This is a genomic window from Azoarcus olearius (genome assembly GCF_001682385.1).
GTDB classification, from domain to species: domain Bacteria; phylum Pseudomonadota; class Gammaproteobacteria; order Burkholderiales; family Rhodocyclaceae; genus Azoarcus; species Azoarcus olearius.
The window spans coordinates 3,533,599-3,547,507 of sequence record NZ_CP016210.1; the positions used below are offsets into that span (position 1 = coordinate 3,533,599).

The 13,909-nt window shown below is 68.0% G+C and carries 14 protein-coding genes; 8 read left to right on the top strand and 6 right to left on the bottom strand.

Annotation, left to right across the window (positions count from 1 at the left end; genetic code table 11):
• Positions 1-80: 80 nt before the first annotated feature.
• The 6 genes from dqs_RS16170 to dqs_RS16195 form a co-directional block, all read right to left on the bottom strand.
• Positions 81-983 (bottom strand): universal stress protein, encoded by a 903-nt coding sequence (locus dqs_RS16170; protein WP_065341136.1) that lies wholly within the window; start codon positions 981-983, stop codon positions 81-83.
• A complete protein-coding gene (locus tag dqs_RS16175) occupies positions 980-3,730 on the bottom strand; it encodes a cation-transporting P-type ATPase (RefSeq protein ID WP_065341137.1) in 2,751 nt (916 codons plus the stop codon). Before dqs_RS16175 ends, dqs_RS16170 begins: the two co-directional genes overlap by 4 nt.
• Before the next feature lie 113 nt (positions 3,731-3,843).
• Entirely contained in the window at positions 3,844-4,335 is a 492-nt protein-coding gene (locus dqs_RS16180; protein ID WP_084018611.1) for an RDD family protein, read from the bottom strand.
• Positions 4,336-4,343: 8 nt separating this feature from the next.
• Positions 4,344-4,775: a DUF3106 domain-containing protein gene (locus dqs_RS16185; RefSeq protein ID WP_065341138.1), complete on the bottom strand. Its 432-nt coding sequence runs from the start codon at positions 4,773-4,775 to the stop codon at positions 4,344-4,346.
• Positions 4,748-5,158, bottom strand: a complete 411-nt coding sequence (locus dqs_RS16190) for a DUF3619 family protein (RefSeq protein WP_065341139.1) — start codon at positions 5,156-5,158, stop codon at positions 4,748-4,750. Before dqs_RS16190 ends, dqs_RS16185 begins: the two co-directional genes overlap by 28 nt.
• Positions 5,155-5,745 carry an RNA polymerase sigma factor gene (locus dqs_RS16195; protein WP_011766878.1) on the bottom strand — a complete coding sequence of 197 codons (591 nt, stop codon included), beginning with the start codon at positions 5,743-5,745 and terminating at the stop codon, positions 5,155-5,157. The genes dqs_RS16190 and dqs_RS16195 overlap by 4 nt, the downstream gene beginning before the upstream one ends.
• Positions 5,746-5,841: 96 nt before the next feature.
• Between dqs_RS16195 and dqs_RS16200 the strand changes: the two genes are divergently transcribed.
• The 8 genes from dqs_RS16200 (at position 5,842) to dqs_RS16235 (ending at position 13,557) form a co-directional block, all read left to right on the top strand.
• On the top strand, positions 5,842-7,554 hold the full coding sequence (locus dqs_RS16200) for an acetolactate synthase 3 catalytic subunit (protein ID WP_065341140.1): 1,713 nt from the start codon (positions 5,842-5,844) through the stop codon (positions 7,552-7,554).
• 54 nt (positions 7,555-7,608) lie between these two features.
• A complete protein-coding gene (ilvN, locus tag dqs_RS16205; RefSeq protein WP_011766880.1) occupies positions 7,609-8,100 on the top strand; it encodes an acetolactate synthase small subunit in 492 nt (163 codons plus the stop codon).
• Positions 8,101-8,189: 89 nt separating this feature from the next.
• Positions 8,190-9,206, top strand: coding sequence for a ketol-acid reductoisomerase (gene ilvC / locus dqs_RS16210; RefSeq protein ID WP_011766881.1), 1,017 nt, complete (start codon positions 8,190-8,192; stop codon positions 9,204-9,206).
• A gap of 133 nt (positions 9,207-9,339) precedes the next feature.
• The gene (gene pssA / locus dqs_RS16215; RefSeq protein WP_179947996.1) at positions 9,340-10,134 is read left to right on the top strand and encodes a CDP-diacylglycerol--serine O-phosphatidyltransferase; all 795 of its coding nucleotides are present in this window, start codon (positions 9,340-9,342) and stop codon (positions 10,132-10,134) included.
• A 27-nt stretch (positions 10,135-10,161) separates the two neighbouring features.
• A complete protein-coding gene (locus dqs_RS16220) occupies positions 10,162-10,845 on the top strand; it encodes a response regulator transcription factor (RefSeq protein ID WP_011766883.1) in 684 nt (227 codons plus the stop codon).
• Positions 10,835-12,121: a sensor histidine kinase gene (locus dqs_RS16225; RefSeq protein ID WP_065341141.1), complete on the top strand. Its 1,287-nt coding sequence runs from the start codon at positions 10,835-10,837 to the stop codon at positions 12,119-12,121. Before dqs_RS16220 ends, dqs_RS16225 begins: the two co-directional genes overlap by 11 nt.
• A 69-nt stretch (positions 12,122-12,190) precedes the next feature.
• Positions 12,191-12,886, top strand: coding sequence for a class I SAM-dependent methyltransferase (locus dqs_RS16230; protein ID WP_065341142.1), 696 nt, complete (start codon positions 12,191-12,193; stop codon positions 12,884-12,886).
• A complete protein-coding gene (locus tag dqs_RS16235; protein WP_065341143.1) occupies positions 12,883-13,557 on the top strand; it encodes a lipopolysaccharide kinase InaA family protein in 675 nt (224 codons plus the stop codon). Before dqs_RS16230 ends, dqs_RS16235 begins: the two co-directional genes overlap by 4 nt.
• Positions 13,558-13,909 lie beyond the last annotated feature (352 nt).

Consider the following 13,909-nt stretch of genomic DNA (forward strand, 5'->3'; position numbering starts at 1 on the left):
GGACTCCGGCTGCCGCGACGAGCGCGCGGCCAAACCCGGAGTGTAGCCCCGCCGGCACGCCAGCAGAACCTGAGCCCGGCTCAGACGGGCGTACGGTCCGCGACCAGCACGTCGGCGCTGGCGCGGGCCAGCACATGCTTGGTGACGCTGCCGAGCAGCATGTCCTCCAGCGCGCTCTGGCCGTGCTTGCCGATGACGATGAGGTCGCAATCCTGCTCCTGCTCCTGCTCGAGGATGAGCGTGGTCGGGTCCGCGTGCAGCACGATGCGGCGCACCCCGGCATCCTCGAGCCCGGCCGCGGTGACGAGTGCGTTGAGCCGCTCGACGGCATGGCGTTTGGCCGCCACGCGCAGGCTGTGCAGGGTTTCGTCCTCCACGCCGGCGAGCCGCAGCTTGCCCTCGAAGGGCACCTCGAAGGCGTGGAGCAGGACCAGATCGGCGCGAGGCGCGACCCTGCGCGCGAGTTGCAGGGCCGCCAGCGAACGCGGCGAGAAATCCACCGGCACCAGCACCCTGCGGTAGGGCTCGTGCGGAATCTGCCGCACCGCCAGCAGCGGCCGGGTGAGCTTGCGCAACACCCGGTCGGTGGTCGAGCCGACCAGCAGGTCACGCATGAAGCCCGCGCCGCGAACCCCCATCACCAGCAGGCCGGCGTCGCAGGCGTCGGCGCAGGCGGCGATCTCGGGCACCACGGCGCCCACCGCGAGATGCGTTTCCGGCGCCGCGCCGTAACGCTCGGCAAGCTCTGTGGCCAGCCTACCGACCTCATCCCGGGCTTCGTCGAGCAGGCGGGTGGTGACCGCATCGGCGTCGCTCGTCAGCAAGCCGCGCAGCGCATCGAGCGCCCCCAGGCTGACAACATGCAACAGCCCCAGCCGGGCGCCGGTTTCGGCGGACAGCAGGGCGGCGCGCGCGACCGCGTGGCGCGCCGGGGCGGAAAGGTCGGTTGCCGCGAGCAGATGAGGAATGGGTTGCGGGGTCAAGGGTTGGCCTCCTCGAGTTGACGGGCGCGATGGGTGAGGCGGCGGCGCAGCAAGGCTTTTTCGACCTCCACCGCGAACAGCACCAGCAGACCGAAGGCGAGGATGCGCAGCCATGCATCGAGGCCGATGGCCGCGGTGCTGAACAAGGCCTGCATCGCCGGCAGATAGGTGAATGGCAACTGGCACGCGAGCAGCAGCGCGATCGCGAGCAGCACGTAACGGTTGCCGAAGAAGCCCGCGCGATTGAGGATCGACGCGGAGAAGCTGCGGACATTGAAGAGGTAGAACACCTCGCCGATCAGCAGCGCATTCACCGCCGCCGTGCGCGCAGCCTCCAGCCCCGCGCCGCGCGCGGACTCCCACAGGAACAGCCCCATGCCGCCGCCGACCAGCAGCAGCCCGACGAAAACGATGCGCCAGCCGAGGAAGGCGGTCAGCAGCGGCTCGGCGGGGTCGCGCGGCGGGCGCCGCATGATGTCCGGCTCGGGTGCCTCGAACGCGAGCGCGAGCGCGAGCGTGACCGCGGTGATCATGTTGACCCACAGGATCTGCGCCGGCGTGATCGGCATCGTCAGCCCGAACACCACCGCGAAGAACACCATGCCGGCCTGGCCGATGTTGGTCGGCAGGATGTAGGCGATGGCTTTGCGGATGTTGTCGTAGACGGTGCGCCCCTCCTCCACCGCCGCGGCGACGGAAGCGAAGTTGTCGTCGGCCAGCACCATTTCTGCCGCCTCCTTGGCCGCCTCGGTGCCGTTGCGCCCCATCGCCACGCCGACGTCGGCGCGCTTGAGCGCCGGTGCGTCGTTGACCCCGTCGCCGGTCATCGCGACCACCTCGCCGCGCGCCTGCAGCGCACGCACCAGCCGCAGTTTGTGCTCTGGGCTAGCGCGGGCGAATATCTCGGTATCCACCACGCGCGCTGCGAGCGCGTCATCATCCAGCGCCTCGATCTCGGCGCCGGTCATCACCCGCACTTCGGGCGCGAGGGCGAGTGCGGCGCCGATCGCGCGTGCGGTGACGGCATGGTCGCCGGTGATCATCTTGACCCGGATGCCGGCCGAACGGCAGTTCGCCACCGCCTCCACCGCCTCGGCGCGTGGCGGATCGCTGAGCGCCAGCACGCCGAGCAGCGTGAAGCCGCCGCGTTCGATATCGGCGAAGGTCAGCGCGGTAAGCCCGTCTTCGCCGCGGCGCATCGCCACAGCCAGCAGCCGCATGCCATCGGCCGCCGCGGCTTCGATCTGCGCATGCCAGTGCTCCGGCGCCAAGGGCTGCTGCGCTTGCGGATCGGCCGCCGATTGCTGGGAGCACAGGGACAGCACGCGCTCGGGCGCGCCCTTGAGCAGCACCACGCCGGCGCCGTGGTGGTCATGGTGCAGCGTGGCCATGAAGCAGTGCTCGGACTCGAACGGGATGACGTCGGTGCGCGGCCGCGCCTCGCGTTCGAAGTCGAGGTCGACGCCGGCCTTGGCCGCCAGCGTCAGAAGCGCGCCGTCGGTGGGGTCGCCGACGACCTTCCACTCCCCGCCCTCGTTGCGCAAGGCAGCGTCGTTGCACAGCAGGGCGGTGCGGCCGATGAGTTCAAGCAGCGGCGCCTCGGCCAGCTCCAGTTCGCGCCCGTCGCGCTCGAACCCGCCCGCCGGCCCGTAGCCCACGCCCGACACCGCGACCACGCCGTCGCCGGTGATCACGCGCTGCACGGTCATCTCGTTACGGGTCAGCGTCCCGGTCTTGTCGGTGCAGATCACCGTAACCGACCCGAGCGCCTCCACCGCCGGCAGCCGCCGCACGATCGCGCGCCGCCGCGCCATGCGCTGCACGCCGATCGCGAGCGTGATCGTCATGATCGCCGGCAGGCCTTCCGGGATGGCCGCCACGGCAAGCCCCACCGCGGCGAGAAACATCTCGCCCGGCTGGTAGCCGCGCAACACGATGCCGAATGCGAACGCCGCCGCCGCGATCGCGAGGATGGCCCAGGTGAGCATCCGGCTGAAGGCGGCGATATGGCGCAGCAACGGCGTCGTCATGCCTTCGACTTCGCCCAGCAGCGTGCTGATGCGGCCGATCTCGGTGGCCGCGCCGGTGGCAATCACCACCCCGACCCCCTGCCCATAGGTGACGAGCGTGCCCGAATAGGCCATGCAGCGCCGGTCGCCCAGCGGTGCGTCGCGGGCCACAGGCTCGATCACCTTGTCCACCGGGAGCGACTCGCCCGTCAGCGCGGCCTCTTCGACCCGCAGGCTGCGCACTTCGATCAAACGCACATCGGCGGGCACGCGGTCGCCCGCGGCCAGGAACACGATGTCGCCCGGCACCAGCTCGCTCGCCGGCAACTCGTGGCGCGTGCCGTCGCGCAGCACCTGCGCCCGCGGCGACAACATGCCGCGAATCGCGTCCAGCGCGCGCTCGGCCTTGCCCTCCTGCAGAAAGCCGATCACGGCGTTGATCAGGACCACGCCGAAGATCACCCCGGCATCGACGAGATGGCCAAGCACCAGCGTGACCGCGCCCGCGACCAGCAGCGCATAGATGAGGACGTTGTGGAACTGGAGCAGGAAGCGCAGCAGCGCCGGACGGCGGCGGGGCGGCGGCAGTTCGTTGGGGCCGAGCGCTTTCAGGCGGCGCGCGGCCTCGTCGGCAGACAAGCCTTCGCGCCGATCTACACGGCCGGCCTCCAGCGCGTGCGTGATCGATTCGGCGTGGGCAAACGCAGCCGCTTCAGCGGCGGGGGAAGTTCTATCCATGACGGCAACCGGGACATATATCGACCGGTTAAACCGCGGCGCCGCGCGAAAGTTCTACGCCGCCGCCATTCTGTGCGGCTGATCGACCCCGCGAGGCTCCGCGGCAGCGCCGGTCAGGCCTTCTGCGCGGGCGGCAGCAACACCACGTGGCTGCCGGCAAGGCGGTCGTGAAGGAACTGGCGATCGCGGTCGATCAACGCCCACAGCAGGCCGACCCCGAACAGCAGCACCGAGGGCCACGCCAGTGCATATCGCAGCCAGCAACGCCCCAGCGCCAGCGGCTGTCCGTCCGCGGTAACGATCTTCAGCCGCCAGGTCTGCATCGCCAAGGTCTGGCCGTTGCGCCGCCAGTACCAGACGAAATAGCACCCTAGCACGACGAACAGATGCAGCCAGCCCAGCCATCCCGGCGGCGCCACCTGGAACAGGGCGCCGATGACCAAGTAGGGAACCATGAACGTGAGTGCGAGCACGCCCAGCAACAACATGGATTCGTACAACATGCTCGCGAGCCTGCGGCGCAGACCCGCGACCTCGACGACGACACGCGTGCTCTCTGCGGTTGCGGCGAGCGCCGCACCGTGCTTCTTCGACTGCTTGACCATCTATCCTCTCAACGCCCGCCGGTTTCGGTCACCCCGCCGCCAGCGCCTCCCTGCGGCGTGCGGGCTTCGGGTGGCAGGCTGCGGTAGCGCTCCCACTCGGCATACACCTGTCCGCGCGCTTCGGCCGGCATCCCGCGCAGGGTGCGGTAGCGATCGCGGACCTGATCTCGTTCCTGCGGATGCAGCCGGGCCCAGGCTTGCATGCGCCCCTGCATGCGCTGCTGCTCTTCGGGCGACAAGCGGCCGTAGCGGGCGGCGATCCCCAGCCATTCGCGGCGCTGCTCGGGCTTCATGTCGCTCCAGTCATCGGCGAGCGGCGCCAGGATGACGCGCTGGCGGCGCGGCAGCGAGCCCCAGTCGTCGGCTGCGGCCACTGCCTGGCCGACCTGGAGCGCCGCACCGAGGAGCACGATCAGGAGCGCGGATCTTGTTCCAGCCATCGCGAAAAGTCGGTATCGAGGTAAGCGTCAATCGGCAGCTCATCCGACAGCAGCGCCGCGTCGATCTCGTCGAACTCGCCGCCCTCCGCCTGTCCGCCGTGCCGGCCGCCCAGCACGAGTGCCGCGCACACCAGCGCAAAGAGCACGAACATCTGCCGCACCCGGGGCTGGAAGATGCCGTCGAGCGCGAGCGCCGCGACCAAGCGCCGCGCCGGGCCGGCATGCGGCCGATGCCCCGCCAGCGCGCGGTTGCGGGCAGCCGCGAGGCGGCGCGCGATGGCGGGATCGATCTCTTGGGCGAGCGGGTCGAGGCAGGCTGCGATGCGTCGCGCCGTGGCATCTTCGTCCGTCAATCGGTCATCGGCATGCTGCCGCAGGCTCATAGCCCCACCCCCCTTGCCTTCAATGCCGCCGCCAGCGTGTGCGTGGCGCGCGAGCAGTGCGTCTTCACGCTCCCTTCGGAACACCCCATCGCCGCAGCAGTCTCGGCGATGTCCATCTCCTCCCAGTAACGCAACAGGAAAGCCTCCCGTTGACGGTTCGGCAGGCGCGCGATTTCCCGTTCGAGCAAACCCAGCAGATGCTTGCGCTCGAACTGCGCGTGGGGCGTCTCCCGGTCGGTACGCGCGCAGTCGGCCGCGAGCGTGTCGAGCGGATCGTTATCCTCCTCGGCCTCAAGTTGCAGCGAAGAGAGCGGGGACACCCAGGTGCGACGGACGCGCAGTCGACGGTGCATGTCCAGCACGACGTTCTGGAGAATGCGCTGGAACAGCATCGGCAGCTCGTCGGCCGGTCGATCGCCGTAGCGCGACGACAGCTTGAGCATTGCATCCTGGACCGCATCGAGGGCGGCCTCCTCGTCGCGCAAGGACCACACGGCCTGCTTGAACGCGCGCTTTTCAACGCCTGCGAGAAACGCGGAGAGTTCGACCCGGGAAGCCAGCGGTAAGTCCTTGAGAAGGCCGGTCATCTGGCGCGCTGCCGCGGCGCGCCGCAGCCTTGACCAATCCCCCCGCGGACGGTAACGTTCGTCGTTTCCTTGAACGTGATACTGAGCGAGTTTTCGATGGTGCTGACCGGAGCAGAAATTGTAATCAGGTGTCTGCAGGAAGAAAAGGTCGAATACGTGTTCGGCTACCCCGGCGGCGCCGTGCTCTACATCTACGACGCGCTCTTCCAGCAGGAACAGGTCCGCCACGTTCTCGTCCGCCACGAACAGGCCGCTGTGCACGCCGCCGACGGCTTCGCGCGCAGCACCGAAAAGGTCGGCGTCGCGCTGGTCACCTCCGGTCCGGGTGCCACCAATGCCGTCACCGGCATCGCAACCGCGTTCTGCGACTCGATCCCGATGGTCATCATCTCCGGCCAGGTGCCCACGGCGGCAATCGGCCAGGATGCCTTCCAGGAAGTGGACACCGTCGGCATCACCCGCCCCTGTGTGAAGCACAACTTCCTGGTGAAGGACGTGCGCGACATCGCCGCCACCATCAAGAAGGCCTTCTACCTCGCCAAGACCGGCCGTCCCGGTCCGGTGCTGGTCGACATCCCCAAGGACATCACCATCGCCAAGTGCGACTTCGAGTATCCGAAGGAAATCTCGATGCGCTCGTACAGCCCGGTGGTCAAGGGCCACCAGGGCCAGATCAAGAAGGCGGTGCAGCTGCTGCTCGAAGCCAAGCGCCCGATGATCTATACCGGCGGCGGCGTGGTGCTGGCCAATGCGGCCGAACAACTCACCAAGCTCACCCGCCTGCTCGGGTTCCCGGTCACCAACACGCTGATGGGCCTGGGCGGCTATCCCGCCTCCGATCGCCAGTACCTCGGCATGCCGGGCATGCACGGCACCTACGAAGCCAACATGGCGATGCACTACAGCGACGTGCTGCTCGCCGTCGGCGCCCGCTTCGACGACCGCGTGATCGGCAACCCGGCCAATTTCGCCGAAGAGCCGCGCAAGATCATCCACATCGACATCGACCCCTCGTCGATCTCCAAGCGCGTCAAGGTGGACGTGCCCATCGTCGGCGACCTCAAGGACGTGCTCGACGAGATGATCCGCCAGCTCGAAGCTGCGCCCACCCGCCCGGACGCGAGCAATCTCGCCGCGTGGTGGAAGCAGGTCGAGGACTGGCGCAGCCGCAAGTGCATGGAATACAAGAACTCGGACGAGATCATCAAGCCGCAGTTCGTGGTCCAGAAGCTGTGGGAAGTGACCGGCGGCGACGCCATCGTCACCTCCGACGTCGGCCAGCACCAGATGTGGGCCTCGCAGTACTACCGCTTCGACAAGCCGCGCCGCTGGCTCAACTCCGGCGGCCTCGGCACCATGGGCGTCGGCCTGCCCTATGCCATGGGCGCCCAGTTCGCCCATCCGGACATGCCGGTTGCCTGCGTCACCGGCGAGGCCTCGATCCAGATGTGCATCCAGGAACTGTCCACCTGCAAGCAGTTCCGCCTGCCGATCAAGATCTGCAACCTCAACAACCGCTACCTCGGCATGGTCCGGCAGTGGCAGCAGCTCTTCCACGGCGGTCGCTACTCCGAGTCCTACATGGATTCGCTGCCGGACTTCGCCAAGCTGGCCTCGGCCTACGGCCACGTCGGCATCCGCGTGGACAAGCCCGCGGACGTGGAAGGCGCGCTGCGCGAAGCCTTCACGACGCACAAGAACGACCTCGTCTTCCTCGATTTCCAGGTGGATCCGACCGAGAACGTCTATCCGATGGTGCAGGGTGGCAAGGGCCTGACCGAGATGATCCTCTCGGCCGAAGACCTGTAAGCCGTCACCCGTTCAGCCCGTACCTCGCCTAACCCGCCCCGGACCGAAACCACCATGCGTCACGTCATTTCCCTGCTGATCGAAAACGAATCCGGCGCGCTGTCGCGCGTCTCCGGCCTGTTCTCCGCGCGCGGCTACAACATCGAGTCGCTCACGGTGGCGCCGACCGAAGACGCCTCGATGTCGCGCATGACCATCGTCACCACCGGCTCCGACGACATCATCGAGCAGATCACCAAGCAGCTGAACAAGCTCGTCGAGGTAGTCAAGGTGGTCGACATCTCGGAAGCCGCCCACATCGAGCGCGAGCTGATGCTGATCAAGGTCCGCGCCACCGGCAAGGACCGCGAGGAGATGAAGCGCACCGCCGACATCTTCCGCGCCCGCATCATCGACGTGACCGACGCGTCCTACGTCATCGAGCTGACCGGCAATCAGTCCAAGCTCGACGCCTTCATCGGCGCGATCGACCCGGCGCTGATCCTCGAAACCGTACGTTCGGGCGTATGCGGCATCGGCCGCGGCGACCGCGTGCTCAAGCTCTGATTCACCGCCTCCCGTTTTGCGGCTGGCGGCCGCGCTCCCATCCTGGCCGCCGCCGGCACTCCCCGCCCTAGAAAGCTGAAAGGAAAAACATGAAAGTCTATTACGACAAGGACGCCGATCTCTCCCTGATCAAGGGCAAGAAGGTCACCATCGTCGGCTACGGCTCGCAGGGCCACGCCCACGCGCAGAACCTGAACGACTCCGGCGTCAAGGTCACCGTCGCCGTGCGCAAGGGTGGCGCGTCGTGGGACAAGGCCAAGGCCGCCGGCCTCAAGGTCGAGGAAATCGCCAAGGCCGTGAAGACCGCCGACCTGGTCATGATCCTGCTGCCGGACGAGAACATCCCGCAGGTCTACAAGGAAGAAGTCGAGCCCAACATCAAGAAGGGCGCCACCCTGGCCTTCGCCCACGGCTTCAACGTGCATTACAACCAGGTCGTGCCGCGTGAAGATCTGGACGTGATCATGGTCGCCCCGAAGGGCCCCGGCCACACCGTGCGCTCGGAGTACCTGCGCGGAGGCGGCGTGCCGTCGCTGATCGCGGTCTACCAGGACAAGTCCGGCAAGGCCAAGGACATCGCGCTGTCGTACGCGGCGGCCAACGGCGGCACCAAGGGCGGCGTGATCGAGACCAACTTCAAGGAAGAGACCGAGACCGACCTCTTCGGCGAACAGGCCGTGCTGTGCGGTGGCGCGGTGGAACTGGTCAAGATGGGCTTCGAAACCCTGACCGAAGCCGGCTACGCGCCGGAAATGGCCTACTTCGAGTGCCTGCACGAACTCAAGCTGATCGTCGACCTGATGTACGAAGGCGGCATTGCCAACATGAACTACTCCATCTCCAACAACGCGGAGTATGGCGAGTACGTGACCGGCCCCGAAGTCATCAACGCCCAGTCGCGTGAAGCGATGCGCAACGCGCTCAAGCGCATCCAGACTGGCGAATACGCCAAGATGTTCATCCAGGAAGGCAAGACCAACTACCCGAGCATGACCGCGCGTCGTCGCCTCAATGCCGAGCACCCGATCGAGCAGGTCGGCGGCCAGCTGCGTGACATGATGCCGTGGATCAAGGCCAAGGCCCTGGTCGACAAGTCCAAGAACTAAGCTTCACGCCTGGTTCCGCGCGGGCCGGCGCCGCTGTCAGCGGCGACCGGCCCGCGCTGCGTTTACACCCCCGGCGGCCGGTCCGCGCACGATGCGCTAGAATGAGTGTTCCATCCCAGCCCGACCCGACCTCGTGGACCAACCTGATCAACCACCCCTGATCGCGCTCGAGAAGCGTCGCCGCGGCATCTACATCCTGCCCAACCTGTTCACCACTGCCGCGCTCTTCGCCGGCTTCTTCGCCATCGTGCAGGCGATGAACCAGCGTTACGAGGTGGCAGCGGTCGCGATCTTCGTCGCCATGGTGCTCGACAGCCTGGACGGCCGCGTCGCCCGCCTCACCCACACCCAGAGTGCGTTCGGCGCCGAGTACGACTCGCTGTCCGACATGGTGTCGTTCGGCGCCGCTCCGGCGCTGGTCGTGTACGAGTGGGCGCTGAAGGACATGGGCAAGCTCGGCTGGATCGCCGCGTTCATCTATTGCGCCGGTGCCGCGCTGCGCCTGGCGCGCTTCAACACCAACATCGGCGTGGTCGACAAACGCTACTTCCAGGGACTGCCCAGCCCGGCGGCGGCCGCGCTGATCGCCGGCCTGGTGTGGGTTTCGATCGACAACGGCGTCACCGGCGACGACGTCCGCTGGTACGCCTGCATCCTGACGATCATCGCCGGCGTTTCCATGGTCAGCAACGTGCTGTTCTGGAGCGGCAAGGACCTCAACCTGCGCAAGAGCGTGCCCTTCATCGTCGTCATCGCGCCGGTCATGGCCTTCGCCCTGGTGTCGAGCAACCCGCCGGTGGTGCTGTTCGCGCTGTTCCTGGTGTATGCGGCCTCGGGCTACGTCATGTGGGCGTGGCGCTGGAGCAGTCGCCGCCGCCGTCAGGCAGTCATTCGCGGCCGCAGCGGCACCGATGCCGCGGGCCACTGAGCAGCGCCCCCACCTGCTCGCTGCCGCATGAACACGCGCCTGCTGATCGTCGAGGACAACCGCGACATCCTCGCCAACCTGGCCGATTACCTGACGCTGAAAGGCTATGAGGTGGATTGCGCGCAGGATGGGCTGACCGGCCTGCACCTCGCCGCCACCCACCATTTCGACCTGATCGTGCTCGACGTGATGCTGCCCGGCATGGATGGCTTCACGCTGTGCAAGCGCCTGCGCGAAGGCGAACGCAGCGACACGCCCATCATCATGCTGACGGCGCGCGATGCGCTCGACGACCGCCTGATCGGTTTCTCCGCCGGGGCCGACGACTACCTGACCAAGCCGTTCGCGCTGTCCGAACTGGTCGCGCGCATCGAGGCCGTGCTCAAGCGCAGCCGCGGTGGCGGCCGGCGGCGGCTGCGCGTGGGTGACCTCGACTACGATCTCGATACGCTCGAAGTGACCCGCGCCGGACAAGCGCTGCATCTGGGCCCGATCGGCCTCAAGCTGCTCGCGGTACTGATGCAGAAGAGCCCTGCGGTGGTGCGCCGCGAAGCGCTCGAAACCGCGTTGTGGGGCGATGAGCCGCCCGACAGCGACAGCCTGCGCAGCCACATCCACGCCCTGCGGCAACAGATCGACAAGCCCTTCCCGACCCCCCTGCTCCATACGGTGCATGGCGTTGGCTTCCGCCTTGCCGCGCATGAGGGTTGAGCGCAGCCTCGCGCGCCGCATCGTCGTCGCGTTCACGCTGATGACCTGCGTCGTCGCCGGACTCTTTTCCGCCGGCGTCGTCACCGCGATCAGCCTTGCCGAAGACCAGCTCGTCACCGAAGCGATGGACAGGCAGCTGGACTTCGTGATCGAGAGCGGTGAAGGCGCGGCGTCGCTGCGGCTCAGCGCCGGGCTCTACCTCTACCGCAGCGGCGCGCCGACCGATCCGCCCCTGCCGGAATGGCTGCGGGACCTGGAGCCGGGCTTTCACGAAGTCATCCGCGATGACGTCGAATACGAGACCCTGGTGCGTGACCAGGACGGGCTGCGCTACGTACTGCTGCTCGACCAGGAGGATTTCGAAAGCCGCGAACGCACCACCTTCACCACCGTGTGGGCAGGCTTTGCGCTGAGCGTGGCGGCCGCCTTCGCGATCGGCGTGACCACCGCGCGCCGCGTCATCGCCCCGGTAATCCGGCTCGCCGGACAGGTGCAGCACCGCGACCAGCTGCTGCCGCTCGCGCCGCCGCTCGCGCCCGACTACGCGGACGACGAGGTCGGCCAGCTTGCGCGCGCTTTCGACAACACGCTGGGCCAGCTGCGCCAGGCGCTGCAGCGCGAAACGCTGTTCACCAGCGACGTCAGCCACGAGTTGCGCACGCCCTTGATGGCCATCGCCAGCACCTGCGAGCTGCTGCTCGAAGAACTGCCCGCGGGCACCCGCGCCCACGAGCAGTTGCGCCGCCTGCAGCACGGTTGCGAGGAAATGCGCGAACTCGTCGAAACCTTCCTGTGCCTTGCCCGCGGCAACGGCAGGAAAGGTGCAGGGGTCGCGCACGCCGGGCTGCGCACGATCGCCGAGGAGCAGGCTGGGCGCTGGCAGGAGGAGGCGCGCTTGCGCGGCCTCACGCTGCGGCTCGAGGACCAGCTGACCACCGACGGCGCCTATCCCGCTCCCTTGCTGCGCGCGGTAATGTCCAACCTGCTGCGCAACGCACTGCACTACACCGACCAGGGCGGCGTCCGCCTGATCCTCGAGGACGGCGCCTTCAGCGTGGTGGACAGCGGCGCCGGCATCCCGGAGTCCGAACGGCTGAGCATCTTCCAGCCCTTTGTCCGGGGCGGCCACAGCCGCGGCGACGGCATCGGACTCGGCCTGTCGCTGGTGCAGCGGATCTGCCAACAGCAGGGCTGGTCGATCACGCTCGCCGAAGCGGAGGGCGGCGGCTGTCACTTCCGGGTCGGTCTGGCCCCGCCCGGCCTCACGGAAATTTGACACCCCGCTGACGGGCCGCTCACGCCGCCCGACCTAAGCTGCGGCTCCATGTCCCCTACGGAGCCCTCCATGCGCGCGTCCGGCCCGCAGCCGATCCGGCTGCCTTTTTCCGACAAGTACGACCACCACCACGCCGCCGCGTATTTCGACAAGCACCGCGACGGCATTGCGCGCCGGCTGTCCCACCTGCGCGACGAGCAGCTTGCCCGCAAGGCCTTGCAGCTCGCCGGCGATCCTACGCTCGTGCTCGATCTGCCGTGCGGCGCCGGCCGCTTCTGGCCGCTGCTCGCCGAGCAACCCAACCGCGTGATCCTCGCCGGCGACAATTCGGCCGACATGCTCGCGGTCGCGCGGCGCTCGCAGGCGCCCGAGGTCGTCGCACGGGTCCAGACCTTCCAGACTTCGGCCTTCGACATCGATCTGTCAGAGCGCGCGGTCGATTCCATCTTCTGCATGCGCCTGTTGCACCACATCGGCGAACCCGCGCACCGCGTGGCCATGTTGCGCGAATTCCATCGGGTCACCCGCGACACCGTGATCGTGTCGCTGTGGGTGGACGGCAACTACAAGGCCTGGAAACGTGCCCGCCTGGAACGTCGCCGCGCGCTGGCCGGCGCCCGCGACCTGCAGAACCGTTTCGTGACGCCGGCGCGGACGATAGAAGCGGAGTTCGCCAGCGCCGGCTTCGACATCCTGGGGCACTTCGACTTCCTGCCGCTGTATGCAATGTGGCGCGTCTACGTCCTGCGGCGGGTGGACAAATGAGCGGCACGCTGACGACGTCCTACACCTACGTCGCCCCGACGCGTTCGGACTTCGAAGCGTGGTGGGCCCTGCCGGGAGAGTTCGTCGAACCGCCCAACGAGCGTCGCGGCGGCTGGAGCGGCGTGGTGCGCAGCCAATGGCAGGGCGAACAGTGCTATGTGAAGCGGCAACGCAACCACCAGTGCCGCGGCGCCCTCCATCCTTTCGGTTGGCCCACCGCCAGTCGCGAACATTTCTATCTCCGCCGGGTGAAAGCGCTCGGAATCGCGGTGCCGGAAGTGCTGTATCACGGCGTCCGCCGCGACTTCGGCGGCATCGATGCGGTGCTGGCCACCAAGGCCCTGACCGGCTTCGTGCCGCTGCCCTCGATCGGCCGGCTCGACGCCGCGACACGACGCCGGCTCGCCATCGATCTCGGCGACCTGCTCGGCCGCATGCACCGCGCACGCCTGCAGCACGGCTGCCTCTACGACAAGCACATCATGGTCCGTCTGAACGGCGGGCAGCCCGAACTGGCGCTGCTGGACCTGGAGAAGATGCGCTACCGGATCACCCGTCGCGCCGCCGCGGAACGGGACCTGAGCCAGTTGCGCCGGCATCAGCAGCTGTGGAATGACGCCGAGTGGCGGATGCTGGAAGAGGCCCACGCCGCGCGCCTGGCCCGCGGCTGAACCCCCGGGTTCCCCGCGCACGCCGACGGGGAAACCCCTTCCAGCGCCCAAACGTCCGTCACTGCTTTCAGCCGCCCGGCGACATCCCCCGCCGGCGGCCGCGTTTCCATCAAAATCCGCTATCGCGCCCATCGCCGGAGCAGGGGTTCACACGCGCAAACCGGTGTTTTATAGTCGGGCGCATGAATTCCGGACGCGACCCCCTCCCTTTCCCGTCGCTTCCCCGCCTCCCGGCGGGCCTGTTGCCGCTCGGCCCGCTGCTGCGCCCCGCGCGCTAATACTCATACCCCTCTTCGTGAAGCCTTCCCCGCAGCCGACGCACCCCGCCCGGGGCGCTCGCGCGCTGCCACCC

Bases quoted from the DNA above. Each gene is read 5' to 3' on its own strand.
- dqs_RS16175 (WP_065341137.1), bottom strand. From the start codon at position 3,730: ATGGATAGAACTTCCCCCGCCGCTGAAGCGGCTGCGTTTGCCCACGCC.
- dqs_RS16180 (WP_084018611.1), bottom strand. From the start codon at position 4,335: ATGGTCAAGCAGTCGAAGAAGCACGGTGCGGCGCTCGCCGCAACCGCA.
- dqs_RS16185 (WP_065341138.1), bottom strand. From the start codon at position 4,775: ATGGCTGGAACAAGATCCGCGCTCCTGATCGTGCTCCTCGGTGCGGCG.
- dqs_RS16190 (WP_065341139.1), bottom strand. From the start codon at position 5,158: ATGAGCCTGCGGCAGCATGCCGATGACCGATTGACGGACGAAGATGCC.
- dqs_RS16195 (WP_011766878.1), bottom strand. From the start codon at position 5,745: ATGACCGGCCTTCTCAAGGACTTACCGCTGGCTTCCCGGGTCGAACTC.
- dqs_RS16200 (WP_065341140.1), top strand. From the start codon at position 5,842: ATGGTGCTGACCGGAGCAGAAATTGTAATCAGGTGTCTGCAGGAAGAA.
- ilvN (WP_011766880.1), top strand. From the start codon at position 7,609: ATGCGTCACGTCATTTCCCTGCTGATCGAAAACGAATCCGGCGCGCTG.
- ilvC (WP_011766881.1), top strand. From the start codon at position 8,190: ATGAAAGTCTATTACGACAAGGACGCCGATCTCTCCCTGATCAAGGGC.
- dqs_RS16220 (WP_011766883.1), top strand. From the start codon at position 10,162: ATGAACACGCGCCTGCTGATCGTCGAGGACAACCGCGACATCCTCGCC.
- dqs_RS16225 (WP_065341141.1), top strand. From the start codon at position 10,835: ATGAGGGTTGAGCGCAGCCTCGCGCGCCGCATCGTCGTCGCGTTCACG.
- dqs_RS16230 (WP_065341142.1), top strand. From the start codon at position 12,191: ATGCGCGCGTCCGGCCCGCAGCCGATCCGGCTGCCTTTTTCCGACAAG.
- dqs_RS16235 (WP_065341143.1), top strand. From the start codon at position 12,883: ATGAGCGGCACGCTGACGACGTCCTACACCTACGTCGCCCCGACGCGT.